The organism is Bacillus sp. FSL M8-0166, assembly GCF_038008825.1.
GTDB classification, from domain to species: domain Bacteria; phylum Bacillota; class Bacilli; order Bacillales; family Bacillaceae; genus Bacillus; species Bacillus safensis.
The window spans coordinates 2,770,965-2,795,759 of sequence record NZ_JBBOZZ010000001.1; the positions used below are offsets into that span (position 1 = coordinate 2,770,965).

At 41.5% G+C, this 24,795-nt stretch carries 26 protein-coding genes; 21 read left to right on the top strand and 5 right to left on the bottom strand.

Annotated elements, in window-relative coordinates; all coding sequences use genetic code 11:
* Positions 1-281 precede the first annotated feature (281 nt).
* The 7 genes from mnmE (at position 282) to NSS92_RS14405 (ending at position 8,077) form a co-directional block, all read left to right on the top strand.
* A complete protein-coding gene (gene mnmE, locus NSS92_RS14375; protein WP_340868741.1) occupies positions 282-1,661 on the top strand; it encodes a tRNA uridine-5-carboxymethylaminomethyl(34) synthesis GTPase MnmE in 1,380 nt (459 codons plus the stop codon).
* 17 nt (positions 1,662-1,678) lie between these two features.
* Complete coding sequence (mnmG, locus tag NSS92_RS14380) at positions 1,679-3,565, top strand: tRNA uridine-5-carboxymethylaminomethyl(34) synthesis enzyme MnmG (protein ID WP_340868742.1); 1,887 nt, start codon at positions 1,679-1,681, stop codon at positions 3,563-3,565.
* Positions 3,566-3,578: 13 nt separating this feature from the next.
* Positions 3,579-4,298, top strand: a complete 720-nt coding sequence (rsmG, locus tag NSS92_RS14385) for a 16S rRNA (guanine(527)-N(7))-methyltransferase RsmG (protein ID WP_024424068.1) — start codon at positions 3,579-3,581, stop codon at positions 4,296-4,298.
* 105 nt (positions 4,299-4,403) lie between these two features.
* Complete coding sequence (gene noc / locus NSS92_RS14390) at positions 4,404-5,279, top strand: nucleoid occlusion protein (RefSeq protein WP_024424067.1); 876 nt, start codon at positions 4,404-4,406, stop codon at positions 5,277-5,279.
* Positions 5,280-5,408: 129 nt separating this feature from the next.
* Positions 5,409-6,233 (top strand): orthopoxovirus pf05708 family protein, encoded by an 825-nt coding sequence (locus NSS92_RS14395; protein ID WP_340868743.1) that lies wholly within the window; start codon positions 5,409-5,411, stop codon positions 6,231-6,233.
* A 235-nt stretch (positions 6,234-6,468) separates the two neighbouring features.
* The gene (soj, locus tag NSS92_RS14400) at positions 6,469-7,230 is read left to right on the top strand and encodes a sporulation initiation inhibitor protein Soj (RefSeq protein WP_008360890.1); all 762 of its coding nucleotides are present in this window, start codon (positions 6,469-6,471) and stop codon (positions 7,228-7,230) included.
* Positions 7,223-8,077 (top strand): ParB/RepB/Spo0J family partition protein, encoded by an 855-nt coding sequence (locus tag NSS92_RS14405; RefSeq protein WP_048238329.1) that lies wholly within the window; start codon positions 7,223-7,225, stop codon positions 8,075-8,077. The genes soj and NSS92_RS14405 overlap by 8 nt, the downstream gene beginning before the upstream one ends.
* A gap of 25 nt (positions 8,078-8,102) precedes the next feature.
* Here NSS92_RS14405 and yyaC read toward each other — a convergent pair whose 3' ends face one another.
* Complete coding sequence (yyaC, locus tag NSS92_RS14410; RefSeq protein WP_340868745.1) at positions 8,103-8,729, bottom strand: spore protease YyaC; 627 nt, start codon at positions 8,727-8,729, stop codon at positions 8,103-8,105.
* Between the two features lie 72 nt (positions 8,730-8,801).
* Between yyaC and NSS92_RS14415 the strand changes: the two genes are divergently transcribed.
* On the top strand, positions 8,802-9,857 hold the full coding sequence (locus NSS92_RS14415; protein ID WP_142946024.1) for a YkvI family membrane protein: 1,056 nt from the start codon (positions 8,802-8,804) through the stop codon (positions 9,855-9,857).
* A gap of 25 nt (positions 9,858-9,882) precedes the next feature.
* Here the strand turns inward: NSS92_RS14415 and NSS92_RS14420 are convergent, their stop codons facing one another.
* Both NSS92_RS14420 and NSS92_RS14425 read right to left on the bottom strand, forming a co-directional pair.
* Positions 9,883-10,293: a hypothetical protein gene (locus NSS92_RS14420; RefSeq protein ID WP_267587081.1), complete on the bottom strand. Its 411-nt coding sequence runs from the start codon at positions 10,291-10,293 to the stop codon at positions 9,883-9,885.
* A 15-nt stretch (positions 10,294-10,308) separates the two neighbouring features.
* Entirely contained in the window at positions 10,309-11,628 is a 1,320-nt protein-coding gene (locus tag NSS92_RS14425) for a hydrolase (protein ID WP_267587080.1), read from the bottom strand.
* A 294-nt stretch (positions 11,629-11,922) separates the two neighbouring features.
* On the opposite strand from NSS92_RS14425, the gene NSS92_RS14430 reads away from it, so the two are divergent.
* The 10 genes from NSS92_RS14430 (at position 11,923) to wrbA (ending at position 19,836) form a co-directional block, all read left to right on the top strand.
* A complete protein-coding gene (locus NSS92_RS14430) occupies positions 11,923-12,129 on the top strand; it encodes a DUF951 domain-containing protein (RefSeq protein ID WP_060698947.1) in 207 nt (68 codons plus the stop codon).
* A 216-nt stretch (positions 12,130-12,345) separates the two neighbouring features.
* A complete protein-coding gene (gene ychF / locus NSS92_RS14435) occupies positions 12,346-13,446 on the top strand; it encodes a redox-regulated ATPase YchF (protein ID WP_048238325.1) in 1,101 nt (366 codons plus the stop codon).
* Positions 13,447-13,554: 108 nt separating this feature from the next.
* Positions 13,555-13,842 carry a 30S ribosomal protein S6 gene (gene rpsF / locus NSS92_RS14440; RefSeq protein WP_003215073.1) on the top strand — a complete coding sequence of 96 codons (288 nt, stop codon included), beginning with the start codon at positions 13,555-13,557 and terminating at the stop codon, positions 13,840-13,842.
* A gap of 36 nt (positions 13,843-13,878) precedes the next feature.
* Complete coding sequence (gene ssbA, locus NSS92_RS14445; protein ID WP_003215157.1) at positions 13,879-14,424, top strand: single-stranded DNA-binding protein SsbA; 546 nt, start codon at positions 13,879-13,881, stop codon at positions 14,422-14,424.
* A 41-nt stretch (positions 14,425-14,465) separates the two neighbouring features.
* Positions 14,466-14,705, top strand: a complete 240-nt coding sequence (gene rpsR / locus NSS92_RS14450) for a 30S ribosomal protein S18 (RefSeq protein ID WP_008347556.1) — start codon at positions 14,466-14,468, stop codon at positions 14,703-14,705.
* 202 nt (positions 14,706-14,907) lie between these two features.
* The gene (locus NSS92_RS14455) at positions 14,908-15,873 is read left to right on the top strand and encodes an ABC transporter ATP-binding protein (RefSeq protein ID WP_340868754.1); all 966 of its coding nucleotides are present in this window, start codon (positions 14,908-14,910) and stop codon (positions 15,871-15,873) included.
* Entirely contained in the window at positions 15,866-17,383 is a 1,518-nt protein-coding gene (opuFB, locus tag NSS92_RS14460) for an osmoprotectant update ABC transporter permease/substrate-binding subunit OpuFB (protein ID WP_340868756.1), read from the top strand. Before NSS92_RS14455 ends, opuFB begins: the two co-directional genes overlap by 8 nt.
* Positions 17,384-17,593: 210 nt before the next feature.
* A complete protein-coding gene (locus NSS92_RS14465) occupies positions 17,594-18,544 on the top strand; it encodes a ring-cleaving dioxygenase (protein WP_340868758.1) in 951 nt (316 codons plus the stop codon).
* Positions 18,541-19,149, top strand: a complete 609-nt coding sequence (locus NSS92_RS14470; protein ID WP_267587076.1) for an alpha/beta hydrolase — start codon at positions 18,541-18,543, stop codon at positions 19,147-19,149. Before NSS92_RS14465 ends, NSS92_RS14470 begins: the two co-directional genes overlap by 4 nt.
* 72 nt (positions 19,150-19,221) lie before the next feature.
* Complete coding sequence (gene wrbA, locus NSS92_RS14475; RefSeq protein WP_340868760.1) at positions 19,222-19,836, top strand: NAD(P)H:quinone oxidoreductase; 615 nt, start codon at positions 19,222-19,224, stop codon at positions 19,834-19,836.
* Positions 19,837-19,885: 49 nt separating this feature from the next.
* On the opposite strand, the gene katX is transcribed toward wrbA, so the two are convergent.
* Positions 19,886-21,496 carry a catalase KatX gene (katX, locus tag NSS92_RS14480; protein WP_411353423.1) on the bottom strand — a complete coding sequence of 537 codons (1,611 nt, stop codon included), beginning with the start codon at positions 21,494-21,496 and terminating at the stop codon, positions 19,886-19,888.
* Between the two features lie 84 nt (positions 21,497-21,580).
* On the opposite strand from katX, the gene NSS92_RS14485 reads away from it, so the two are divergent.
* From NSS92_RS14485 to NSS92_RS14495, 3 genes are all read left to right on the top strand, one after another.
* On the top strand, positions 21,581-22,240 hold the full coding sequence (locus NSS92_RS14485) for an aspartate/glutamate racemase family protein (RefSeq protein ID WP_340868763.1): 660 nt from the start codon (positions 21,581-21,583) through the stop codon (positions 22,238-22,240).
* Between the two features lie 149 nt (positions 22,241-22,389).
* A complete protein-coding gene (locus NSS92_RS14490; RefSeq protein WP_034283625.1) occupies positions 22,390-22,884 on the top strand; it encodes an RNA polymerase sigma factor in 495 nt (164 codons plus the stop codon).
* The gene (locus NSS92_RS14495) at positions 22,885-23,739 is read left to right on the top strand and encodes a DUF3298 and DUF4163 domain-containing protein (protein ID WP_340868765.1); all 855 of its coding nucleotides are present in this window, start codon (positions 22,885-22,887) and stop codon (positions 23,737-23,739) included.
* Between the two features lie 55 nt (positions 23,740-23,794).
* Here the strand turns inward: NSS92_RS14495 and NSS92_RS14500 are convergent, their stop codons facing one another.
* Complete coding sequence (locus tag NSS92_RS14500) at positions 23,795-24,721, bottom strand: manganese-dependent inorganic pyrophosphatase (RefSeq protein WP_073979340.1); 927 nt, start codon at positions 24,719-24,721, stop codon at positions 23,795-23,797.
* Positions 24,722-24,795: the final 74 nt, after the last annotated feature.

Consider the following 24,795-nt stretch of genomic DNA (forward strand, 5'->3'; position numbering starts at 1 on the left):
ATTCTTACAAGTAAGTAAAGGGATCAGGGCGTTTAAATTTATTGGATTTAGGTGTAAGATGTGAAGACAAGTTTCAAACGTCGTTATTCACATGTGGATAAGTTAAGTGTTAAAATAGATAAGATGCAAAGTTGTGGATAATTAGATATGGGATACTTTCACTTCGCTTTCATTTATGGTATCTTTAAATTTTGGATTAAGCGTTTTTGATATAGAGATGGACATTGTCCATTTAATAGATAACAGACTGTCTATTAAGTAGAGAAAGAGGTGAATGAGCGATGGATACAATTGCAGCAATTTCGACACCGATGGGTGAAGGAGCAATTGCGATTATTCGTTTAAGCGGGCCTGATGCGGTACAGATTGCTGATCGGATGTATAAAGGCCCTAAGGAAAAAAAACTTGTATCGGTGGATTCCCATACGATTCATTATGGTCATATTGTGGATTCTAGCACTGAGCAAGTAATAGAAGAGGTCATGGTGTCAGTATTAAGAGCGCCAAAAACATTTACGAGAGAAGACGTTATTGAGATTAACTGCCATGGCGGGATTGTAACGGTCAATAAAGTACTGCAGCTTGCTTTAAGAGAAGGAGCAAGATTAGCGGAGCCAGGTGAGTTTACAAAGCGAGCTTTCTTAAATGGAAGAATTGATCTTTCGCAGGCTGAAGCGGTAATGGATTTAATTCGTGCAAAGACAGATCGTGCGATGAATGTAGCGATTACTCAAATGGAGGGGCGCCTCTCCAGTTTGATTAAACGACTTCGCGGCGAGATATTGGAAACACTGGCCCATGTTGAAGTCAATATTGACTACCCTGAGTATGACGATGTTGAAGTAATGACGCATCGAGTCTTAGTTGAAAAGGCAACATCAGTGAAAAAGGAAATTGAGTCACTGCTAATGACTTCTCAGCAGGGGAAAATACTGCGCGAGGGCTTATCTACTGTCATTATTGGAAGACCGAATGTTGGGAAGTCTTCCTTGTTGAATAGTCTTGTACAGGAAACAAAAGCGATTGTAACGGATATTCCTGGAACAACGAGAGATGTCATTGAGGAATATGTAAATGTTAGAGGTGTACCGCTTCGTTTAGTCGATACTGCGGGTATACGTGAGACGGAGGACATTGTTGAGCGTATAGGGGTTGAACGATCTAGACAGGTCTTAAAAGAAGCTGACCTGATTTTACTTGTGCTCAATTATAGCGAGGAATTATCAGAAGAGGATATCAAACTATTCGAGGCCGTCTCAGGGATGGATATCATCGTGATCGTGAATAAGACAGATCTTGAGCCTAAGCTTGATATCGAAAAGGTCAAGCAGTTAGCGAAGGATCGTCCGGTAGTTACTACATCATTATTACAAGAAAAGGGGATTGATGAGCTTGAAATCGCGATTCAATCACTATTCTTCACGGGTTCAATTGAAAGTGGAGATTTAACGTATGTAAGTAATACAAGGCATATTGCTCTCCTTCAGGAAGCAAAACAATCCATTGAGGATGCTCTTGAAGGAATTGAAATGGACGTACCGATCGACATAGTTCAAATAGATTTAACACGCTGCTGGGAACAGCTAGGTGAAATTATTGGGGATGCTGTTCATGAAAGCTTGATTGATCAGTTATTCTCTCAATTCTGTTTAGGAAAGTAAAGGGAGGAACATGAGAAATGGGTTATGAAGCTGGCAATTATGACGTGATCGTCGTGGGTGCCGGTCATGCTGGAGTTGAGGCTGCTCTTGCTTCTGCAAGACAGGGCGCCAAAACACTTGTATTGACTATCAACCTCGATATGGTTGCTTTTATGCCATGTAATCCGTCAGTAGGCGGTCCCGCAAAAGGGATTGTCGTCAGAGAAATTGATGCTCTAGGCGGAGAAATGGCACGAAATATAGATAAGACGCATATTCAAATGCGCATGCTGAATACGGGGAAAGGACCTGCTGTCCGTGCGTTAAGAGCGCAAGCAGATAAGTTCCAATATCAGCATGAAATGAAAAAAACAATGGAAAATGAACCAAACCTGACAATGCTGCAAGGTATGGTAGATCATTTAATTGTAGAAGATGATGAATGTAAAGGTGTTGTTACTCAAACAGGGGCGAACTATCGTGCGAAGTCTGTTGTTTTAACGACAGGGACTTTCTTAAAAGGCCGTATTATTTTAGGAGACCTTTCGTATTCAAGCGGTCCAAATAACCAGCAGCCTTCCATTAAATTATCAGATCATTTAGCAGAACTAGGATTCGATTTGGTTCGCTTTAAAACAGGAACACCTCCTCGAGTGAATAGCCACTCGATTGATTATAGTAAAACAGAAATTCAACCAGGTGATGATGTACCGCGGGCGTTCTCCTATGAAACGGTTGAATATATTACTGACCAGCTGCCATGCTGGTTAACATACACGAGTTTAGAGACTCATCAAATTATTGATGAGAATCTTCACCGTTCTCCAATGTATTCAGGTATGATTAAAGGAACTGGTCCTAGATACTGCCCATCCATTGAAGATAAAGTGGTTCGTTTCAATGATAAACCGAGACATCAAATTTTCTTAGAGCCAGAAGGTCGTAATACTCAGGAAGTTTATGTTCAAGGATTGTCTACAAGTCTTCCGGAGGATGTACAGCAGCGCATGCTTTCAACCATCCCAGGACTCGAGAATGTACAAATGATGAGAGCGGGTTATGCCATCGAATATGATGCGATTGTGCCTACTCAGTTGTGGCCTACTCTTGAGACGAAAAAAATTTCTGGATTATATACAGCCGGCCAAATTAATGGTACGTCTGGTTATGAGGAAGCAGCAGGTCAAGGGATTATGGCAGGTATTAATGCAGGAAGAAAAGCATTAGGTAAAGAAGAAGTCATTTTAAGCCGATCTGATGCATATATCGGTGTTCTCATCGATGACCTTGTCACAAAAGGAACAAATGAACCGTACCGTCTCTTGACATCACGTGCTGAGTATCGTCTACTTCTACGTCATGACAATGCTGATTTAAGATTAACTGAACTTGGCCATCAAATTGGATTAATTTCTGATGAAAGATTCCAAGCATTCCAGCAGAAAAAAGAAGCCATTGAAGCAGAGAAAAAACGTTTATATTCTGTCATCATTAAACCAACAGCAGAGACTCAAGAATTTATTCGTTCACTCGGTGGAAGTGAGCTGAAGGACGGCATTCGTGCAAGCGATTTGATGAAGCGGCCAGAAATGAACTATGAATCTGTTGTGAAATTAGCTCCTTCTGAAACACCGCTTCCTTCTGATGTGTGTGAGCAGGTAGAGATTCAAATTAAATACGAAGGTTATATTGAAAAGTCACTCCAGCAAGTTGAAAAACTGAAAAAGATGGAGAACAAAAAGATTCCTGATCGTATTGATTATGACGCCATCAAAGGGATTGCAACTGAAGCGAAACAAAAGTTGAAAGAAGTCCGACCGCTTTCTGTTGCACAGGCTTCTCGTATTTCAGGCGTTAACCCTGCTGATATTTCTATCCTTTTAGTATATTTAGAGCAGGGCCGTATTGCGAAGATAGCAGAATAGAAAGGATGTCGGCATGAACATTGAACAATTTACAGCAGCACTAGAGGAGAAAGGGATCACCCTTTCTCCTGTGCAGCTTGAACAATTTGAAACCTACTTCCGCATGCTTGTAGAATGGAACGAGAAAATGAATTTAACGTCCATTACTGAAAAGGAAGAAGTGTATTTAAAGCATTTTTATGATTCAATATCAGCAGCATTTTTTATTGATTTTCACAAAGTGACGACGATTTGTGATATTGGAGCTGGTGCTGGTTTTCCAAGCATTCCTCTTAAAATTTGTTTCCCTCATCTACATGTGACCATTGTTGATTCTCTTCAGAAACGAATTACGTTTCTCAATGAGTTAGCAAAAGGATTAAACTTACAAGATACTACTTTTTATCATGATCGTGCGGAAACGTTTGGGCAACGTAAGGAAAAGCGTGAAAGCTATGATCTTGTCACTGCTAGAGCAGTTGCGCGTTTATCCGTCTTGAGCGAACTATGTCTGCCTCTAGTGAAAAAGGAAGGATTGTTTGTTGCCTTAAAAGCATCTGCCGCTGATGAAGAAATGCAAGCAGGGAAAAAAGCTGTCACAGTCCTCGGAGGAGAGGTTGTTGAAAAGCATTCCTTTGTTCTCCCTTTAGAAGAAAGCGAACGGAACATCATTGTCATTGAAAAGAAAAAGCAAACACCAAAAAAATATCCTAGAAAACCAGGAACACCTAATAAATCACCAATAGAAGGTTGATCATGTAAAAGGTCGGTTTTTCTTCAATATTTATGATTTTACAGAAGGAAAAAACATGAGAAAATAGAATTATAAAAAGGTAGTTTTTAAAGGTGGTGTAGGTTCATGAAGCATTCACTCTCACGCTTCTTCGGGCTTGGAGACAAAGAACATCCTGAGCGTGAAACCGAAATAGAGGCAGAGATTGCTGAGCATGATACATTAAAGGAAGAGATACAGGAGCTCCCGGTCGACACAATTATGCCAAACCGTTTTCAGCCACGCACCATTTTTTCAGAAGAAAAGATACAAGAGCTGGCCACGACGATTCATACGCATGGCATTATCCAACCTATTGTTGTTAGACCAACAGAAGAAGAAGGAAAATATGAACTGATCGCCGGCGAAAGACGTTGGAGAGCGGTACAGACTCTTCAATGGGAGAAAATCCCTGCTATTATAAAAGATTTTACTGATACGGAAACGGCATCTGTGGCGTTGATTGAAAATTTGCAAAGAGAAGAGCTGTCTTCTATTGAAGAGGCTCATGCTTATGCACGTCTTTTAGAGCTTCATGATTTAACACAAGAGGCGCTTGCTCAGCGTTTAGGCAAGGGACAATCAACTGTTGCAAACAAATTAAGACTTTTAAAGTTGCCTGAAGAGGTACAACAGGCCATTTTAGAGAAAAAAATCTCTGAAAGGCATGCACGTTCACTTGTGCCCCTAAAGCTTCCAGAATTACAAATCGCGCTATTGCAGGAAATCATCGAAAAGCAGTTGAATGTGAAACAGACTGAAGAGCGTGTAGTGAAGATGCTTGAACAAAAAACGGATCGCAAACCGAAGCCAAAACGTAAGGCGTTTAGTCGTGATACACGAATTGCGATGAATACCATTCGTCAGTCTCTCCACATGGTAGAAGACAGCGGACTTAAAATAAATACCGAGGAAGAAGAGTTTGAGGAATATATCCAATTAACGATTCGAATTCCTAAATAGAAATAAGCTGATGAGCGCTACTCGTCAGCTTTTTTTGTTTGTCATATTTCCTGCACACACCATATTTACATAATATTTATAAATTGGTAAAATATGATTTTCTTAGTATAAAGGAGGGGACAGCTACTGATGAAAATGAAGAAGACTATTTTCGCCATTATTTGTTATTTACTAATTTCTTTTTCTCTTTTTCCAAATGAAGCGACAATATACGCTGTGAAATCGCCAACGGCTCATGCGGATGAAGGCCTGATGACCAAAGAAGAATTAAACGTTCTGAAGAAGCAAGGTGTTGTTTCTAAAGATGTGACTGTACAGCAATTCAATCAAGAGCATGCGTCTTCCGACGATTCGATCGACTTGATTACAGCTGACGATGATTTGAAGAACTATGGTTTACGACAAAATAAGCAGGATGAGTTGGTGACGGATGAAAAACCGCACACCCTCAAGCAACTTTTAGGAAAGCCGTATCCTGGTACCGAAATTATCCCTAAAAAAGGAGATATCTTGGTGACAACCACTGATGCTGTGAAGGGTTTGGTTGGACATGCAGGTATCGTCATTAATGAGAAAAGCTATGCTTCTATTCCAGGGTTTCGGCAGCATCCTCAACTTGATTCCATTCATAACTGGTTTCGCTATAGTGCCAATACAAAGGTAATTCGGATTAATCAAGACGAGAAGGCAGATTTAGCAGGGGAATGGGCACACGATTATGTGAAAGGTCATCCGAAGGCTCGCTACTCCATCACCATGTCAATTCAATCATTGGACCCGACTTATTGTTCAAAGATCGTGTGGCAGGCCTATGGGAAAACAGGGGACGCTTTGGGACATGCGACATTTACCATTAAGACACCCTATGGATTTTTAAAAAAGAAAAGCTATAAAACAGTAACTCCTAAGGTCATTGTCAGTGAAGGCCGTAAAATAGGTGAATTATACTTTTGATATGTGACCCTCACTTTTAATAGAAGTGAGGGTTTTGATGTATGTCTATTTCTTAAAAAAGATATATTAATATATTTTTTAGTGTGTTTTCATTCGTTTTTTCATGTACGAAAATCAACTTTCACCGACGAATTTATAATAGGGAAACAAAAAAAGCAAACGTTTCATACTTTTTTTGATAGAATAGGAAGTATGAATGAATGAGAAACTTGTTAAGTTGAAAGTGGGTGACATCGTGGGAAAAATCATAGCGATTACCAACCAGAAGGGCGGCGTCGGGAAGACGACAACTTCTGTTAATTTGGGTGCGTGTTTAGCATACATAGGCAAACGAGTGTTGTTAGTTGATATTGATCCGCAGGGCAATGCCACGAGTGGTATTGGGATTGAGAAGGCCGACGTAGAGAAGTGTGTGTACGATATTTTAGTTGATGATGCAGATGTTCTTGATGTGATTAAGACGACAGAGGTCGAAAATCTTGATGTCATTCCTGCGACGATACAGCTTGCAGGGGCTGAAATAGAGCTTGTGCCTACAATCTCACGTGAAGTGAGGCTGAAGAGAGCACTTGAATCTGTTAAGCAGAATTATGATTATATGATTATTGACTGCCCGCCATCACTTGGACTACTGACGATTAATGCGTTAACTGCATCCGATTCCGTTTTAATACCAGTTCAGTGCGAATATTATGCGCTTGAAGGATTGAGCCAATTGTTAAACACAGTTCGTCTCGTGCAGAAACATTTAAATACTGATCTTGCCATTGAAGGTGTCTTGCTGACAATGCTTGATGCCAGAACAAATCTTGGGATTCAGGTTATCGAAGAAGTGAAGAAGTACTTTAGAGATAAAGTCTATCAGACTGTCATTCCAAGAAATGTAAGGCTGAGTGAAGCGCCTAGTCATGGGAAGCCGATTATCTTGTATGATCCACGTTCAAGAGGTGCAGATGTCTATTTAGACTTAGCAAAGGAAGTGGATGCGAATGGCTAAAGGTCTTGGAAAGGGTATTAATGCACTATTTAACAACGTAGACTCAAATGAAGAAACGGTTGAAGAAATTAAATTAAAGGATTTGCGTCCGAATCCGTATCAGCCAAGGAAAACGTTTGATGATGATGCGTTGTCTGATCTTAAAGAATCGATTCAGCAGCACGGTGTTTTACAGCCGATTATTGTTCGTAAATCGATTAAAGGATATGACATAGTAGCAGGTGAACGCCGTTTTCGCGCAGCACAACAAGCTGGTCTGACAACAATTCCTGCGATCGTTCGAGAGTTTTCAGAAACGCTCATGAGAGAAATTGCCCTTTTAGAAAACCTGCAGCGTGAGGATCTATCTCCACTAGAGGAAGCGGAAGCCTATGCGTCCTTGCTGGATCATCTAAGTGTGACGCAAGAGGAATTAGCGAAGCGATTAGGGAAAAGCAGACCGCATATTGCGAATCATCTCCGTCTGTTGACTTTACCGGATGACGTACAAAAGCTGATTGCAAATGGAACGTTATCAATGGGACATGGCCGGACATTACTTAGCTTAAAGAACAAAAAGAAGCTAGCGCCTTTGGTAAAGAAAATCGTGGATGAGGGGTTAAACGTACGTCAGGTTGAGAAACTTGTTCAGCAGTTAAATGAAAATGTTCCACGTGAAACAAAGAAAAAAGAAGCACCAAAGGATCGAGTGTTGAAAGAAAGAGAGTCTTTCTTACAAAACTACTTTGGTACTTCAGTGACGATCAAGAAACAGAAGAAAAAAGGGAAAATTGAGATTGAATTTCTCTCCAATGAAGATTTAGAAAGAATCCTTGAATTGCTTTCTACGAGGGAATCATCAGAGTGACCATCTTGATACGAGATGGTCTTTTTTATATTCTCCCAGTGATATTTTGAATAGGGGTGAAGAGAGACCGGCTTTTTTCTCTCGTCCAATCCATTTGGTCAATGTGAGATAGACTTTCAGAAAGTGTATTGGCCATTGACATGACTAGATGAAGACGTGTGTTTTGGAGAACGAAGTATTCCATGAAACCACTCACATTGACGATCCCATTAATATGAATATCTCCTACCTCTGGCAGCTCCTTTTGCACACCAGCTCCAGGCTTTAACGGCCCATCTCCAATTTGGAAGGAACCGACACTTTTCACTCTTCCTAAACAGGCATCAACCGCTACAATAAACGGGTGTTTATGAGCTTGTTCAATTTCAGCGAGCTTTTCTTTTAAATTGATTGCATGCACTGGGTCAGAGAGTGTTCCATATACATGAAGCTTTTTCAAATCTAGACCTGAAAGCTTTGTACCAACAAGTGGACCTAGAGAGTCGCCAGTTGAGCGGTCTGTTCCAATACAGACGATGGCAACGGGTCTTTTTCCTGCTTTCTGAAGATGCGAGAATAAAATACTTTTAAGCTGTTGAATGGCATTTGTATCCGTATGGGACACGTATTCTTTCACCCTATTTCTAAAAAAAAGACCGTTCTTGCTATTCATAGGTCTCACTTCCTTGTCATAGTAGTTAGTAACAGTATACGGAAACAAGCTTAATTCTATACCTATGAGGTGATGATTGTGTGGAAGGCTGGTTCAAGGTGGACGCTTTTAATTTTAGGAAGCTTAATAGGAGCGGGATATGCTTCCGGTCAAGAAATTTGGCAGTTTTTTGGCATTGATAGCGGACTAGCCATTCTACTGTTTACATTGATGTTTATGCTGTCTACCTATGTGGTGTTAAAAATCAGTTATGAGGTTCGTGCCGATCACTTTGTGCCAGTGCTGGAACGGCTTGTCGGACCATGGCTGGCCAAGGTGTATGACGTGTTAATTGTCCTTTATTTATTCACGACAACGACGGTCATGATTGCCGGAGGCGGGGTGACTCTTGAGATGTATCATGTGCCTTTTTGGGTTGGCATCGGCGCGTTCTGTTTGTTTTCATTTATGATTTTTTTCTGGGATGTGAAAGGGCTTTTATCTGTGAATGCTTTCATTATACCAATTTTGGTGGCGGGGCTCATCTATGCGTTTGTTTTTTATTATATGAACCATGATCATATGTGGCGGATTGATTTTGGGCAGCAGTACAATTGGCCTGCCAGCATTGTCTTTGCTTCTTTGAACATATTATCTGTTGTCGCTGTGCTGTCTTCGGTTGGTAAAGAAATGAAGGGGCTTGGGGAAGCCAAAGTGGCGAGTATATTAAGCGGTCTCATTTTTGGTGTGATCTCGTATGTGTATAACGAAATACTGGTTGATATTTCTGGAAGCCTTTCAGCAGAGGGAATTCCTTTGTTTACAGTATTAGAAGGGGCGCCGACGTCTTTGTTTGTGTTTATGACCGTTGTCCTTTGTCTAGCGATTTATACGACGACGGCAGCAGGTTTATTTGGATTATCCAGCCGGATGCTTTCTTTTGTACGAATGCCCCGCTGGCTGGTTGTATTGGTGATGCTTCTTTTGATGGCACCTTTAACATCTCTTGGGTTTGCTGATTTGATTGCTTTCTTGTATCCGATTTATAGTTTGTTGAATCTTTATTTGCTCGTCTGTTTAATGCTATATCCGATTTTAAGTAAAAAGATATTTTCTCGACCTAAAAATTATATTGATAAAATAAAATAAGTACCTCTCTTTTTAAGAGCTGTGCTTATTTAATCTGAATTGAATCAATAGCTTCTTTGATATCATCATAGACAGGCATTTGCTTGAGACGCTGGAGGCGATCCTCTAATTCTGAAATGGCCTGCCCCTTTAAATGCTGGGAGATGTGTTGTTTGACAATGGTCGTCTGGTTTATCATGTCTTCTGTTTTAGACAATTGATACTCCAAGTGCACGCGAGTATTTGCTAATTCGTCGTACAGCCGCATTTTGAGCAGCCGTTTTAGATCCTTTCGCTGTCCTTCTCTGCGCATGGCCTGAATGGCGGCAATTTCTTCAGGAGACTGTGTTTGTGTGTGTGGTGCCGATTGATTTTCGAATACAGACATGGAGCGGCGGGCACTCACATTTTGCAAGAAACGCTGGGCGTCACTAGGAGGTTTATTTTGATTGATCATGCGATGACTCCTTTCTTAATGAATACCCATTTGCACCGCAAGGCGTCTATCTGCCTTTGCGTAATCATCACCCATTGTGTACATATGTCTTGAAAGGGCAGAAAGCTCTTGTTCGTAATCCCTCAGGGTGTACAAGGCATTCAATTGTTTTTCGTGTGAATAAAAGGAGGAATGCGTCTGTTCCATCCTAACTTCCTCTACCAGTGCTTCCACATCACTATGACTTAATAAATCATAGTGGCCAAAGCCGACGAGTCCTTTGAGCTCTTGTTTTACATGATGGACGGCGTCTTTTACGCTTTCATCAATTCCATCGATTTTTTCAAATACAGTGTGCACTTCATGTTCAATAATACTTTGTAGATCATAGGATGAATTTTTCAGTAAATGGGATTTTATGATAATTTCAAGTCCGTTTTGTGCATATGCACGTCCAGAATGAATTTCTTGCAGCAGCATGGCTGTAAAACTTGTATTATGATCAAGCTGTTCATCTAAAATACGGGCAGATCCATTTGGGTGGAATGAATATCCATTTGCTTTGAATTCTCCTGAAATGAGAGCTAAAAAAGCATTTGTATCAAAGGATTCGTTCCATTCTATATTCATAGATGCAAAAGCTGATTTTAAAAAGGTGTCAATTTCCCTTTTTTTGTATTTCGCGGATTCTTGGACTGAGTCTTGCTGTCGTGGCGGTATGGTGTACTTGACTTGTCCAACTCCTTGATCATGACGATTGAGTAAACCGACGTAATGACTAGGCTGAATATATTCAGTCAACATGCGTGTATATTGACCTTGATTCGCCTTTTGCTGAATCGAAGGCGACAGGCTGCTCCATATATTTGGACTGTCAAAGGTGACGGCTTTTTTGACAGCTGGCTGTTCTGTTGCAACATAAGCACAAACAGCACCGGCAAGGGCTTGTCCAGTGAGATAGATACCTGCATTTGGATGCTTCTGACAGACTGTCTCTATGTATTCCTTCCCTTTAAAAAAGACATGATCTTGATTGCCGTCAAGGGACTTTCTTTCAATTGGATAGGCATAATCTGTTTTGAGCAATGTCTGTGCTGCGTTGTGTACATCTTGCGGCGATGTCACCGTCATTTGGTTTGGCAGCGGACAGTGAAAAGCAACGATGAATTCATCTGATTGTTCTGGCTGCATTGTTAAACCATATAATTTATGGTCGATCTTTAGAAAATCGTGGACAGTGAGCGTTTGCTGACCTATTTCTATCGTATGGTGCTGCTGGTAATTGTCTATATTTCCAGCATGATCGGATATGATTTTATATTCTTTATCAGTTAATCTATCCTTTCGATTGACCATCGTACCTGCTCCCTCACATAACATTTATGCAGATATCATAAATCAAAAAATATGGAAAAACCACAGCGTTCTACCAATAAAAACCTTTTGGCCTACAGTGTTTGTGACAATATTGAAAAAAAGCGGAGTTTAAGTAACTATTGGTCACAAATAAAATGATCTAAAAGAAGGGTTTTTTCTTTAATAAAGAATAGGATGAACGATTGAAAGAGACTCTTTGTTTTGTGCATTGCCCTCCATCGCCGTTTTTTTGTACAATAGATGCAATGAAGTGAGCAAGAGAGGTGAAGGCTGATGGCAGACAAAGCGTTTGGGTTACATGATGTTGTTGAAATGAAAAAGCCCCATCCATGTGGTGCCAATCGGTGGAAGATCATTCGTTTGGGCATGGATATCCGCATTAAATGTGAAGGCTGCGGACACAGCGTGATGATTCCAAGAAGAGATTTTGAACGAAAAATGAAGAAAATTCTCGTCAAGCATGAGGAGCCAACTGCTTAAGTAGGCCTCATGCTTTTTTCATTAAATTTGTCTTTTCTACAGCAGAGCCAGGTGCAATTTCCCGTTTTAAAGCATTGATTTATTCTTTTTGACGAAGTTTCTTCTATTGAAAATGCATGATGGTTAGCTTGTCTTTTCATGTAAACCTACTTATAATTGCTCTAGGTTCATATTACGCAGTATAACGAGCACGTTTGATATAGAGGAGATGAAAGAATGGCTTTAACAGCTGGTATTGTTGGCTTACCTAACGTCGGGAAGTCAACGCTATTTAATGCAATTACACAGGCTGGAGCGGAGTCTGCTAACTATCCGTTTTGTACCATTGATCCAAACGTCGGAATTGTAGAAGTTCCAGACGAGCGTTTACAAAAGCTAACAGAATTGGTGCAGCCGAAAAAGACAGTTCCCACTGCTTTCGAATTCACTGATATTGCGGGTATTGTCAAAGGTGCATCTAAAGGTGAAGGTTTAGGGAATAAATTCCTTTCTCATATTCGTCAAGTAGATGCGATCTGTCACGTTGTCAGAGCTTTTGCAGACGATAACATTACACACGTAGCTGGTAAGGTTGATCCGGTGTCAGATATTGAAACGATTAATCTTGAATTGATTTTGGCTGATTTAGAAACAGTTGAAAAGCGTTTGGCTCGTGTGAGTAAGCTTGCAAAACAAAAGGATAAGGAAGCGGTAGCTGAATTTGAGATTTTGTCGAAGCTAATGAACGCATTTGAAGCTGGGAAATCGGCAAGATCTGTAGAATTTACTGATGAGCAGCAAAAGCTTGTGAAACAGCTTCATTTACTCACATCTAAACCAGTTCTTTATGTAGCAAATGTGAGTGAGGATGAAGTAGCGGATCATGACGGCAACGAATATGTGCAGCAAATCCGCGAGTTTGCTTCTGGTGAAAACGCTGAAGTCATCGTCGTTTGTGCGAAGATCGAGTCTGAAATTGCAGAGCTTGAAGGAGAAGAGAAGCAGATGTTCCTTGAAGAGCTTGGCATCAAAGAGTCAGGTCTAGATCAGCTGATTCAAGCATCTTATTCACTTCTTGGCTTAGCTACTTATTTCACAGCAGGTGAGCAGGAAGTACGCGCTTGGACGTTTAAAAAAGGAATGAAGGCACCGGAATGTGCTGGAATCATTCATACGGACTTTGAGCGTGGGTTTATTCGCGCTGAAACGGTTGCATATGAAGATTTACTTGCTGGCGGAAGCATGTCTGCTGCAAAAGAGGCTGGAAAAGTCCGTCTAGAAGGTAAAGAATATGTAGTGAAAGATGGAGACGTCATTCATTTCCGTTTTAATGTATAGGTTCTTGTCATAGGCCAAGTGATTTGTTATAATATACAATTGTGAGTAATATAATTTATTGCTCCTTGCCCGTTTAGGGCCGCTTAGACCAAAAGGAGGTGCAATCAGATGAGAAAGTACGAAGTTATGTACATCATCCGCCCAACAGTTGACGATGAGGCTAAAAAAGCAGTTATCGAGCGTTTCAATAACGTGTTAACTTCTAACGGTGCGGAGATCACTGGAACAAAGGATTGGGGTAAACGTCGTCTTGCATACGAAATCAACGATTTCCGTGAAGGCTTCTACCAAATCGTAAACGTTCAATCTGACGCTGCAGCAGTTCAAGAATTTGACCGCTTAGCTAAGATCAGTGACGATATCATTCGCCACATTGTTGTTAAAGAAGAAGTATAAATCATTGAAATATATATTTAAAGGTGGTCTTTCAATATGCTAAACCGTGTTGTATTGGTCGGTAGACTAACAAAAGACCCTGAGCTTCGCTACACGCCTAATGGTGCGGCTGTAGCCACGTTTACTCTAGCTGTGAATCGTACGTTTACGAATCAATCTGGAGAGCGTGAAGCCGATTTCATTAACTGTGTTACTTGGAGAAGACAAGCCGAGAACGTGGCTAATTTCTTGAAAAAAGGAAGTCTTGCCGGTGTAGACGGTCGTTTGCAGACAAGAAACTATGAAAATCAGCAAGGACAGCGTGTCTTCGTGACAGAGGTTCAAGCTGAAAGTGTTCAATTTCTTGAGCCTAAGAGCGGCGGTGCTGGTTCAGGTGGATACAGCGGCGGTGGCAATAGCGGAGGCCAGTATTATGGCGGCAGCCAAAACGATCAGAATCCATTTGGAAATGAACCAAGTCAAAATCCATATGGCAATCAAAGTAACCAACAAAATCGTAATCAGGGAAATAGCTTCAATGATGACCCATTTGCGAATGATGGTAAACCGATTGACATCTCCGATGATGATTTGCCATTCTAATTGATCTGAAAAAAATGACTAAAGGAAAGGTGTGAAAACAAATGGCAGGTGGACGCAGAGGCGGTCGTGCGAAACGTCGTAAAGTATGTTTCTTTACTTCTAACGGTATCACGCACATCGATTACAAAGATGTTGATCTTCTTAGAAAGTTTGTTTCTGAGCGTGGTAAAATTTTACCTCGTCGTGTAACAGGAACTAGCGCTAAGTATCAACGTAAATTGACATTAGCGATTAAAAAATCACGTCAAATGGCATTACTTCCATACGTTACTGGTGAGTAAGTCGTTGACTTAAAAGCGGAGAGCCCCGAGCTCTTCGCTTTTTTTATTTGTCTCACTAAGAAACTCATCTATTTTTGCTAGAGCTGTTTTTGGCAGTCAACCTAGGGGAAGTATGTAAAAGTGACAGTTTATTCTATACAAATATGAGGTTGATCTGTCATATTGGTAGTCTAGTAAATAATTGCAGTCAGGGTGTGGGAAGATGATTGAATTTAAAAAGGTATCAATGCAATTTTCTGATGAGCGCTATGCCGTTCAATCTGTTGATTTGGAGATTCAGCAAGGTGAGTTTTTTGTATTGATTGGGCCTAGTGGCAGCGGGAAAACGACGACATTGAAAATGATCAATCGTCTCATTTCTTCTACAGAAGGTGAGATTTACATAAAGGGTCAAAAAATAAGTGATTATGATCTGTATGAGCTGCGCTGGGATATCGGTTATGTTCTGCAGCAAATTGCACTTTTTCCTCATATGAGCATAGAGGAAAATATTGCTGTGGTGCCAGAGCTCAAACAGTGGAACCGAAATGAGACCAATCAGCGTGTCGATGAACTCATGTTGATGGTCGGGCTTGATCCTGCTATGTATCGGCATCGAAAGCCAGCAGAGCTATCTGGTGGGCAGCAGCAGCGTGTCGGTGTGGCACGTGCACTTGCAGCTGATCCTGAGATTGTCCTGATGGATGAACCTTTTAGTGCGTTAGATCCATTAACGAGGGAGAAATTGCAGGATGATCTGCTTGATTTGCAGCGCCGTATTCAAAAGACCATTGTTTTTGTGACGCATGATATGCAGGAAGCTATGAAGCTTGGTGATCGGATTTGTGTGATGAATGAAGGAAAAGTAGTGCAGATCGGACGTCCTGAGGAATTGGTTCAACATCCAGCCAATGCCTTTGTACAGGAGTTTGTTTCAGGGGCTGTCCGTCATGTGGAACATCAAGCATTCGAACTGGAGACTTTGACTCAAGCAATGGCTCACGAAGCTCTTTTAGGCTATGAGGCGGTCTCAGCACATGCCACACTGGATGAAGTCTTGTCACGCTTGGCAAAGCACGAGGAATTGGCTGTTGAAAAGAATGGGGAGCGTATTGGACTAGTGAATCGTCAAGCAGTGATTCAGTTTTTAGCTGATTCTCCTAAAGAGAGGGGCGAATCACATGAATGATTGGACCCGTGTGTTATGGGAACGAAAAGAACAATTGGGGCACGCTTTACTTGAGCATATTCAAATTTCTTTTATTGCTTTATTTTTAGCGATTTTGATTGCCATTCCATTAGGTATCTATTTAACGAGGGTTCCAAAGCTAGCGGAATGGGTCATTGGGGTGACGGCTGTCTTGCAAACAATTCCGTCGCTTGCACTTCTTGGCTTGCTGATTCCTCTCGTGGGGATTGGGCAAGTGCCTGCGATTATTGCACTTGTGGTCTATGCCTTACTCCCTATTTTAAGAAATACATATACAGGCATTCAGGAGGTCGATCCTTCCCTGAGAGAAGCGGCGCTTGCTATGGGGATGAATCATCGGAAACGGTTATTAAAGGTGGAGCTTCCACTTGCCATGCCAGTAATTATGGCGGGTATCCGAACCGGGATGGTACTCATTGTGGGAACGGCCACTCTGGCAGCACTGATCGGAGCTGGGGGATTAGGAAGCTTAATCCTGCTGGGAATTGATCGAAATGATATGTCTCTTATTGTCATTGGTGCTATACCAGCAGCCTTACTCGCACTTTTATTTGATGTGGTGCTGCGAACCTTTGAGAAAATTTCCTTTAAAAAGACTGTGATCTCTGTAGCTGTTTTTGCTCTGATTGCAGGAGCAGTTGTCGCTGCCCCCTCGCTGTTTCAGCAAGAAAAGAAAGAAATCACCATTGGCGGAAAGTTAGGATCAGAGCCTGAGATTTTGATCTCGATGTATAAGCTTTTGATTGAACAGGATACAGATATTCAAGTGAACCTGAAGCCCGGTCTTGGAAAGACGTCCTTTGTTTTCCAGGCTTTACGCTCTGGTGATATCGACATTTATCCTGAGTTTACAGGTACAGCGATTTCCGAATTCCTCAAAGAAACAGCGAAAAGCACAGATAAAAGAAAAGTGTATGAGCAAGCGCGGCGCGGATTGGAATCGTCCTTTCAGCTCCGTCTTCTTGAGCCCATGGCATACAACAATACGTATGCTTTAGCCGTGCCGCAGTCACTGGCTGATCAATATGAGGTGTCCAATATTTCAGATCTAGGTAAGATCAAAAACCGTATAAAAGCTGGATTCACCTTAGAATTTTCTGATCGTCAGGATGGGTATCGAGGCATTCAAAAGGTCTATCAATTTTCCTTTGATGATGTCGTGACGATGGAGCCAAAGCTTCGGTATCGAGCGATTCAGAAAGGGGATATCAATTTGGTCGATGCGTATTCGACAGACAGTGAATTGAGACAATACAAATTAAAGGTGCTTAATGATGATCAGCATGTTTTCCCGCCATATCAAGGAGCACCTCTGCTCAGGCAGGAGACATTAACTGAATACCCTGAGATTGAGACCTCTCTCAATAAGCTTGCGGGTCAAATCACAGACGATGAGATGAGAGAAATGAATTATGAAGTCAATGTGAAGGGGAAGGATGCATTTCAGGTAGCGAAAGCCTATTTAAAAAAGAAAAAATTGCTGCAATAATCAAGGGAAAGCAGGGCTGTTTCATGCAAAACAGCTCTGCTTTTTTAAAAGAAAAACAAAAATCATTGACATTTACTTAAAAACATCATATCCTTAATTCGAGATAAATATATTTTTTTGATCTAATATCTCGAATTCGAGATAATATAAAGACGTCAGTAAAGACATAATGAATAGAGGCTTGTTACTTCAATTAGGAGGTCATGAGAAGTGAAAAAAACAGAAGGAATTCACCATATTACAGCGATTGTGGGTCATCCTCAGGAGAACGTTGATTTTTATGCAGGTGTTTTAGGACTTCGTCTCGTGAAGAAGACCGTGAATTTTGATGATCCGGGCACATACCATTTATATTTTGGAAATGAAGGCGGTTCTCCAGGGACAATTATTACGTTTTTCCCTTGGCCGGGAGCACAGAAAGGTCAAATTGGTGCAGGGCAAGTGGGCGTGACGACATATGTTGTACCGACAGGCTCTTTCTCTTTCTGGAAGGATCGCCTTGAGCAGTTTGATGTCTCTTATGAAACGGTTGAACGCTTTGGTGAAGCTTTTCTCTCATTCGAAGATCCACACGGCTTATTGATTGAGCTAGTAGAACGTGCGGAAGGAAAGCAAAACGAGTGGACATTTAATGGAGTCACACCCGATGTAGCCATTAAAGGATTTGGCGGAGCTGTTTTATTAACATCACAGCCGGAGCAAACGATGCAGCTGCTAGAGCAAACGATGGGACTTGAACGAGTCGGAGCAGAAGGAGACTATGTGAGATTCCGTTCGTTTGGTGAAATAGGCAATGTGATTGATGTGAACAAGACGCCTGTTCCACGAGGACGTATGGGTGTTGGGGTTGTGCACCATATTGCATGGAGAGCAACAGATGATCAGGACCAATTAGATTGGCAAAGACATATTGCACAAAGCGGGTATCAAGTGACACCTGTGCAAGACCGAAATTACTTCAATGCTATTTATTTTAAAGAGCTTGGCGGCATATTATTTGAGATTGCCACGGATCCTCCAGGGTTTGCACACGACGAATCAGTGGAAACAATGGGTGAAGCATTGAAACTGCCACCGCAATACGAGGCGCAGCGCAGTCAGATTGAACAAATTGTGCTTCCAATTGAAGTGAGAGAAGTTAAAGAGAAAGGAGATTCATGATGAAGCATCTTTTTCGAAAAGGAAAGAATGAACAAAGACCTGTCCTGTTATTACTGCATGGAACTGGCGGGACGGAAGAAGATTTATTGCCGCTTGCAGAGATCGTAGATCCTGATGCATCTGTTCTTAGTGTGAGAGGGAATGTGTTAGAAAACGGCATGCCGCGTTTTTTCAGACGTTTGGCAGAGGGTATATTTGATGAGCAGGATTTGATTGAGCGTACAGAGGAACTATATACATTTATCGGAGAAGCAGCCGATGAATATGGGTTTGATCGCCACAATGTGGTGGCTATCGGATATTCCAATGGGGCGAACATTGCTGGAAGCTTGTTATTCCATTATGGGGATGCCCTAAAAGGCGCCATCCTGCATCATCCAATGGTTCCAAGACGCGGGGTTTCATTACCTTCATTAGCTGGGAAACAAGTCTTTATAGCAGCTGGTGAAAATGACCCAATGTGCCGTCCAGAGGAATCACAGGAGCTGGAGCAATTGCTGCAGGGTGCAGGCGCATCGGTTACACTTCATTGGGAAAATCGCGGACATCAGCTAACGAGAGAAGAAGTCGATGCTGCTGCTTTATGGTATCGTCGTCAATTTTAAATAAGGTGGGGAATACAGGTGGGATTTTTACAGAAGCTTTTTGGGCAAAATAAACAAAAGGAGATGGAACAAATGGAAAACGTAAAATTAGCGATTATTTATTATAGTTCAACAGGTACAAACTATCAGATGGCGAAATGGGCTGAAGCTGGAGCAAAAGAAGCTGGCGCAGAAGTCAAAGTATTGAAGGTTGCTGAATTGGCACCAGAAGCAGTTGTAGCTTCAAATCCAGCATGGAAAGCACATTTAGACGAAACAAAGGATATGCCAGAGGTTCAATTAAGTGATTTAGAGTGGGCAGATGCCATCATCTTTAGCATGCCGACACGTTTCGGTAACCTGCCAGCTCAAATGAAGCAGTTCTTAGATACGACAGGCGGCTTATGGTTCCAAGGTAAATTGGCAAACAAAGCAGTGAGCGCGATGACATCTGCTCAAAACGCAAATGGCGGACAGGAGCAGACGGTTCTCAGCCTTTATACGACGATGTTCCACTGGGGAGCAATTATTGCCGCTCCTGGATACACAGATGATTCCTTATACGGTGCAGGGGGCAACCCTTACGGCGTAAGTGTCACTGTTGACCAAAATGGAAAAATCCAAGAGGATGCAGAAGCAGCTGTGAAACATCAGGCAAAACGTACAGTCAATGTAGCAGAATGGATCAAAAAAGGTCAAAACGCTTAATAGATGTAAACAAAAAGAATGCAGTCTCGCCGCTGCATTCTTTTTGTCATTAATAAGGATCTGATGGTGTGCTGTTGTTGATGGCTTCGTCCACGGCTTCGGCAGCACCTGTAGAGCCGATAGGTCCGCTTGGCTGCTCTTGTTTAAAGGCTTTTAAGCCGTCAGCGACACGTTTTCCGTAATCAGGGTCTGCTTTTGTAAAGTTTTCGATCATTTGGTCTTGAATGTCCTTTTGACATGTCGCAAGGGTATTGACCAAGTTCTTAATCAGTTCCTCACGCTCCCAATCATTAAAACGGCGATATGTTTCTCCCGCTTGTCCAAAGTTGTTCGGGCGGTCAATGGCTTCTCGTTTGACTTCACCCTCTACAAAAGGCGTATGATCCTTTCCATCCTGTTTGGCTTCTTTTAATCCCCCGAGGATCGACGGTTCATAATTCACATGGGGATTTTGCCCTTTGCCTTGATCGACATGGTATTCCATTTGTCCATCTCTTTGATTGGTGGCGACATGCTTTTTCGGTGCATTGATCGGCAGCTGTAAATAGTTTGGCCCTACACGATATCGCTGCGTGTCAGAGTAGGAGAAGGTGCGGCCTTGAAGCAATTTATCATCTGAGAAGTCCAAACCGTCTACGAGTACACCAGTCCCAAAGGCAACCTGCTCAACTTCTGCGAAATAGTTTTCTGGATTTTTGTTTAATACCATCCGTCCGATTGGTTTCCATGGATAGTCATCCTTGTACCAAAGCTTTGTCGGATCAAGCGGATCAAAGTCGAGGTGAGGGTGAACATCATCTTCCATGATCTGTGCATATACCTCCCATTCAGGATGATCACCTTGCTCAATGGCTTCATATAAATCCTGTGTGGCATGATTAAAATTTTCGCCCTGAATCGCTTGCGCCTGTTCTTGGGTCAGGTTGCGAATACCTTGTTTCGGTTCAAAATGATATTTAACCAGCACGGCTTTTCCTTCATGGTTTACCCATTTGTACGCATGGACACCTGAGCCTTGCATGTGCCTGTATGTTGCGGGGATGCCCCACGGTGAAAAGAGAAATGTCACCATATGCGTTGCCTCAGGTGATTGTGAGACAAAATCAAAAATACGCTCGCCGTCCTGACGATTGGTGACAGGATCTGGCTTAAAGGCATGAACCAAATCAGGGAACTTTAAAGCATCTCGGATGAAGAAAATTTTCAGGTTGTTCCCCACGAGATCCCAGTTGCCTTCCTCTGTATAAAATTTAATCGCAAACCCTCTCGGATCGCGTAATGTTTCTGGCGAATGACCGCCGTGAATCACAGAAGAAAAACGAACGAAAACAGGCGTCTTTTTCCCTTTTTCCTGAAACAATTTTGCCCTCGTATAGGTGGAGATGGGTTCATCCCCGAATGTGCCGTAGGCTTCAAAATAACCGTGAGCTCCAGCACCGCGTGCATGTACAACACGTTCAGGGATGCGTTCACGATCAAAATGACTGATTTTCTCTAGGAAATCGTAGTTTTCAAGCGTAGTGGGTCCTCTATTTCCAACAGTTCTCATATTTTGATTGTTTGTTACGGGATGACCTTGCCGATTCGTTAAGGTTTCTTCTGACTCTGAAGATGGTTTAGGCTGTTGATCTTCTTTCAATTCGAATCCCTCCTTCAATATCTCCCTAACAATATGGTCATGTTGTTCCCTATTTCATACAAGGATTGATATAATGATTGAAAACTTTCACGAGGAGCAAACCAGATGATTCGATTACACTGCCTTCACGCCCATCCATCCAATCAGTCATATATAGAAGATGTTTTTGGTGATACAGATGTTGATTTGCATCACACAGTCGATTCATCATTTATAGAACACGCCACTCAAGATCCTGCATTTGATCAATACAAGCAGCAAACGTATGCTATCAACAGATTAAAGCAAGAAAGTGAAGCTGATCTCATTCTGCTCACGTGTACACAATACATTGCTGCTCTAGGTGATCAGCAGCACCTTTTCAAACAACCGATTGTTCCGATCGATGAACCGTTATTTGAGCTGATTTGTGAGAAAAAAGGGCCTCTTCAACTAGTGTTTTCCAACCCAGATACAGTGGAAGGGACGATGCAGCGGCTTGAATCATATGCAACAGAGCGGGGCAAACAGGTTGAAGTGGAATTGGTTGTGATGGAGGATGCCTTTCATCTCTGTCTAAACGGTGATATGCAAGCCTATGATGAACAAATCAAGGAGCAGCTGAGAAGATGTATGAAGCAAAAAGGGAAAGACATTTGTGTGATGCAGCTTTCGATGGTTCATGCGGCACAGCAGATGGAGCGGGAGACAGGCGTTCCTATCATTCATCCGCTTTCTTCACTAAAACAGTTTGTTCATCAAACACTATCCGCTTGGAAAGAGTGAACCCATCAGGTTCGCTCTTTTTGTATAGGAACGTAAATGCGATGACATGTTAAAAAAATAACCGAGCGCAAACTATTTTCAAAAGGTGCGCGTCTATCCAATGTAAGAAATAACAGATGCGCATTTAAGATAAAGGAGCTCTTTGTAAAATGAAGAAACGAAAAATAGACGATCAATTTGCGGATTACGTCATGGAACATAAACACAGTTTTTATCGGTTGTCCTATAGTTATGTCAAAAACCCAGAAGATGCTATGGATGTTGTACAAGAGGCCATTCATAAAGCACTCAAATCTGTTCACCGATTAGAGGATGCGAGCAAGATGCATAGCTGGTTTTATAAAATCGTGGTGAACGCTGCCCTAGACTTTTTACGAAAGAAGAAGCGGGTGCAGGTGACAGATGATGATACGCTTGAATTCTTATCACAGGGCGAATCAGATGTATACGAGGATCAAGACGTCAAACGGGCTATAGAGGATTTGCCTGAGATGTATCGGGTCATCATTATTTTGAGATTCTTTGAAGATTTAAAATTAGAGGACATCGCCCAGATTCTCGATGAAAATGAAAACACCATTAAAACAAGATTATATAAGGCGCTGCGGCTTTTAAAAGTAGAATTATCACAGGAGGAAATATAAATGGATAAGTATTTGGAACATTTAAAAGATGAATATTTAGAAATTCCTATTCCACCGGAATATGATGCAATGGTTGAACGAACGTTAAAACGAAAAAATAAAAAACCTCATTTTCAGCAATGGACCATCGGACTTGTTGCGGCGGCTGCTCTTTTTGTCACAACTGTTAATGTCAGTCCACAGGCAGCAAGAGCGATTTCAGAGGTACCTGTCATTGGCGAGCTGGTGAAAGTCGTGACGTTTACAGAATTTAAAAAGAGCGATCAAGGAACGAATATTGACCTTAAAACACCACACGTTTCAGGACTTGGGGACGGAACATTACAAGACAGCCTGAATCAAAAATATTTAGCTGAAAACAAAAAGCTGTATCAAGATTTTGAGAAGGAAACAAAGGGTTATAAAAATGGCCATTTAAGTGTTGAGAGCGGATATGAAGTGAGAACGAACAATGATCAAATTCTCTCACTAGGTCGATACAAAGTGACGACTCAGGCTTCAGCGGCAGAGGAAATGACGTATGATACGGTTGATAAGAAAAACCACGTACTCATTACATTACCAAGCCTGTTTAAAGATGATCGTTATATTGATGTGATTAGTGAAAATATTAAACAACAAATGAAGAAACAGATGAAAGAGGATTCAAACAAAATATACTGGATTGGCAAAGAAGAAACAGATCCATTTAAGAAAATTAAGCCGGATCAAAACTTCTATATCAATTCAAAAGGAAAGCTTGTGATTTCCTTTAATGAATATGATGTGGCGCCTGGTTACATGGGTGTTGTTGAATTCACGATCCCAACAAGCGTGCTAAAGGATGTTCTCGTTAGTGATATGTATATTCATTAAAAAGAATATAGACAAAAAAGACTGCTGAATCATTCAGCAGTCTTGTCGTGTTTTATTAAGAAAGTGCGTCTGTCAGTGCAGGTACGACTTGTTTCTTTCTTGATACAACACCTTTTAGTAAAGCTGTGTTGTTTTCAAGCGTGACATTAAATGCTTTTTCTACTTTTGCTGCTTCAGCACCGAGTGCAAGAGCAAGGGAGTCATTTTCTAAAATGTCTGTGATGACTAAAACAAATAGATCAAGACCTTTTGCTGCAATGACTTCATTGATTTTCGCTTCAATGTCAGCCTGTCTTGCTGTCACTTCAGCGATATCTACTGTATTGACTTGTGCAATTTCCACTTTGCTTTTGCCTAGTGCGAATTCTTTTGCATCAAGTGTAATTAATTCTTGAACCGTTTTTTGGCTTAGATCAGCGCCTGCTTTGAGCATGTCTAGGCCATAAACTTCTGGATCTACCCCTGCGATTTTTGCAAGCTCATGCGCAGCATCAATGTCTTGCTGTGTGCATGTTGGGGATTTGAATAGTAAGGAATCAGAAATGATCGCAGATAAAAGCAAGCCAGCGATTTCTTTTTCAATCGTCACTTGGTTTTCTTTATACATTTTGTTTAAGATCGTTGCTGTACAGCCTACAGGCTCAGCACGATAGTAAAGAGGTTCACTTGTTTCAAAGTTGGCAATACGGTGATGGTCAATGACCTCAGTTACTTGTACTTGATCAATATCGCTTACACTTTGCTGGAATTCGTTATGATCGACAAGAATGACTTGCTTTGTTTCATTTGCAGCCGTTTCAATGAAACGAGGTGCTTCTTGTTTAAAGAAATCTAATGCGTATTGTGTTTCTCCATTGATTTCTCCAAGTCTGACGGCTTCTGCCTCAGTGCCGATTTTGTTTTTCAGATCAGCGTAAGCAATAGCAGAACAAATCGTGTCTGTGTCAGGATTTTTGTGTCCGAATACGAGTGTTTTTCCCATGTGAATTCTCCTTCTTACATTTATTGATGATGTTTCTATTCTAACAGCTTTTGACCCTGAATTCAGGGTTTATA

Excerpts from the sequence above, each read along its gene's own strand:
- mnmE (WP_340868741.1), top strand. The coding sequence starts at position 282 with ATGGATACAATTGCAGCAATTTCGACACCGATGGGTGAAGGAGCAATT.
- mnmG (WP_340868742.1), top strand. The coding sequence starts at position 1,679 with ATGGGTTATGAAGCTGGCAATTATGACGTGATCGTCGTGGGTGCCGGT.
- rsmG (WP_024424068.1), top strand. The coding sequence starts at position 3,579 with ATGAACATTGAACAATTTACAGCAGCACTAGAGGAGAAAGGGATCACC.
- noc (WP_024424067.1), top strand. The coding sequence starts at position 4,404 with ATGAAGCATTCACTCTCACGCTTCTTCGGGCTTGGAGACAAAGAACAT.
- NSS92_RS14395 (WP_340868743.1), top strand. The coding sequence starts at position 5,409 with ATGAAAATGAAGAAGACTATTTTCGCCATTATTTGTTATTTACTAATT.
- NSS92_RS14405 (WP_048238329.1), top strand. The coding sequence starts at position 7,223 with ATGGCTAAAGGTCTTGGAAAGGGTATTAATGCACTATTTAACAACGTA.
- yyaC (WP_340868745.1), bottom strand. The coding sequence starts at position 8,729 with ATGAATAGCAAGAACGGTCTTTTTTTTAGAAATAGGGTGAAAGAATAC.
- NSS92_RS14415 (WP_142946024.1), top strand. The coding sequence starts at position 8,802 with ATGATTGTGTGGAAGGCTGGTTCAAGGTGGACGCTTTTAATTTTAGGA.
- NSS92_RS14420 (WP_267587081.1), bottom strand. The coding sequence starts at position 10,293 with ATGATCAATCAAAATAAACCTCCTAGTGACGCCCAGCGTTTCTTGCAA.
- NSS92_RS14425 (WP_267587080.1), bottom strand. The coding sequence starts at position 11,628 with ATGGTCAATCGAAAGGATAGATTAACTGATAAAGAATATAAAATCATA.
- NSS92_RS14430 (WP_060698947.1), top strand. The coding sequence starts at position 11,923 with ATGGCAGACAAAGCGTTTGGGTTACATGATGTTGTTGAAATGAAAAAG.
- ychF (WP_048238325.1), top strand. The coding sequence starts at position 12,346 with ATGGCTTTAACAGCTGGTATTGTTGGCTTACCTAACGTCGGGAAGTCA.
- rpsF (WP_003215073.1), top strand. The coding sequence starts at position 13,555 with ATGAGAAAGTACGAAGTTATGTACATCATCCGCCCAACAGTTGACGAT.
- ssbA (WP_003215157.1), top strand. The coding sequence starts at position 13,879 with ATGCTAAACCGTGTTGTATTGGTCGGTAGACTAACAAAAGACCCTGAG.
- rpsR (WP_008347556.1), top strand. The coding sequence starts at position 14,466 with ATGGCAGGTGGACGCAGAGGCGGTCGTGCGAAACGTCGTAAAGTATGT.
- NSS92_RS14455 (WP_340868754.1), top strand. The coding sequence starts at position 14,908 with ATGATTGAATTTAAAAAGGTATCAATGCAATTTTCTGATGAGCGCTAT.
- opuFB (WP_340868756.1), top strand. The coding sequence starts at position 15,866 with ATGAATGATTGGACCCGTGTGTTATGGGAACGAAAAGAACAATTGGGG.
- NSS92_RS14470 (WP_267587076.1), top strand. The coding sequence starts at position 18,541 with ATGATGAAGCATCTTTTTCGAAAAGGAAAGAATGAACAAAGACCTGTC.
- wrbA (WP_340868760.1), top strand. The coding sequence starts at position 19,222 with ATGGAAAACGTAAAATTAGCGATTATTTATTATAGTTCAACAGGTACA.
- NSS92_RS14485 (WP_340868763.1), top strand. The coding sequence starts at position 21,581 with ATGATTCGATTACACTGCCTTCACGCCCATCCATCCAATCAGTCATAT.
- NSS92_RS14490 (WP_034283625.1), top strand. The coding sequence starts at position 22,390 with ATGAAGAAACGAAAAATAGACGATCAATTTGCGGATTACGTCATGGAA.
- NSS92_RS14495 (WP_340868765.1), top strand. The coding sequence starts at position 22,885 with ATGGATAAGTATTTGGAACATTTAAAAGATGAATATTTAGAAATTCCT.
- NSS92_RS14500 (WP_073979340.1), bottom strand. The coding sequence starts at position 24,721 with ATGGGAAAAACACTCGTATTCGGACACAAAAATCCTGACACAGACACG.